2 protein-coding genes are annotated in these 1048 nt (G+C 69.7%); both read left to right on the top strand.

The genetic code is table 11. The features are described from left to right. Positions 1-139, top strand: a 139-nt coding sequence (locus P1P70_RS45030; protein ID WP_319248332.1) for an SIP domain-containing protein, incomplete at its 5' end; no start/stop codon positions are given. Between the two features lie 76 nt (positions 140-215). Further along, a complete protein-coding gene (locus P1P70_RS45025; RefSeq protein ID WP_319248330.1) occupies positions 216-809 on the top strand; it encodes an HhH-GPD-type base excision DNA repair protein in 594 nt (197 codons plus the stop codon). Positions 810-1048: the final 239 nt, after the last annotated feature.

The following is a 1048-nucleotide window of genomic DNA, read 5'->3' as shown; positions in this document are numbered from 1 at the left end:
GCTCCTCGCCAGTACCCCCGCCCCCTACGTCTGGATCGCCTGCGACACGGCGACGACCCGATCCCTGACGGCGTACTTCCGCAAGGAACTGGGCCTGCCGAAGCACCGCATGCACGCCCTGGGCTACTGGCGCCCGTGACAACGCGGACCCCACCCGCTGAAGTCGGCACCGGGGCCAGGCTGCGGCTCGCCGGCCGACGGGCGATCATCGGGGCATGAACGTCACCCTTCACCTCGCCCAGGACCCAGAGGCGGACGACCTCCTCGGCCGCAGTCCCCTCGCCGCCCTGGTCGGCATGCTGCTGGACCAGCAAGTACCGATGGAGTGGGCGTTCAAGGGCCCCTGGACCATCGCCCAACGCCTCGGCGCGAACGACCTGGACGCCCACGAGATCGCGGCGACCGACCCGGAGTCCTTCGCCGCGCTGCTCTCCACCAAACCGGCGGTCCACCGCTACCCGGGCTCCATGGCGAAGCGGATCCAGCAGCTCTGCCAGTACCTGGTCGAGCACTACGACGGTGACGCGAGCGCGGTCTGGCGGGACGTGACGACCGGCAAGGAACTCCTCGCCCGCCTCGAATCCCTCCCCGGCTTCGGCCGCCAGAAGGCCCAGATCTTCCTGGCCCTCCTCGGGAAACAACTCGGCGTCCACCCGGCCGGCTGGCGCGAGGCCGCCGGCTCCTACGGCGATCCCGACTCCTTCCGCTCCGTGGCCGACATCAAAGGCCCCGACTCCCTGGCCAAGGTCCGCGCCCACAAGCAGGAAATGAAGGCAGCGGCCAAAGCCGCGAAGACCTCCGACAAGTAGCGCCGACCACCTGGCCGCCCCCGCCGGCCAGACATACGAGGGCTTCGAGGCCGCCTGCCTCGTAACCCCTCTGTCCTCAGGGCCTGCCGCCAAGGGCCCGGCGTCACTCCGCCCCGCACCGCCTGCCGGGGCGGGGCGGGGCGGACCCTAGCCCTTGTGGCCCGACCTTGAGGAAAAGGGGAGTCAAGAGATGACGGAACCGAATGCCTGGACCTATATCTTATACAACTTTCCGGACC

The sequence above is a fragment of the Streptomyces sp. MB09-02B genome (assembly GCF_033794485.1).
Lineage (GTDB): Bacteria > Actinomycetota > Actinomycetes > Streptomycetales > Streptomycetaceae > Streptomyces.
The sequence above is the reverse complement of the archived record's forward strand: the minus strand, read 5'-3'. Positions and strand labels throughout refer to the sequence as shown.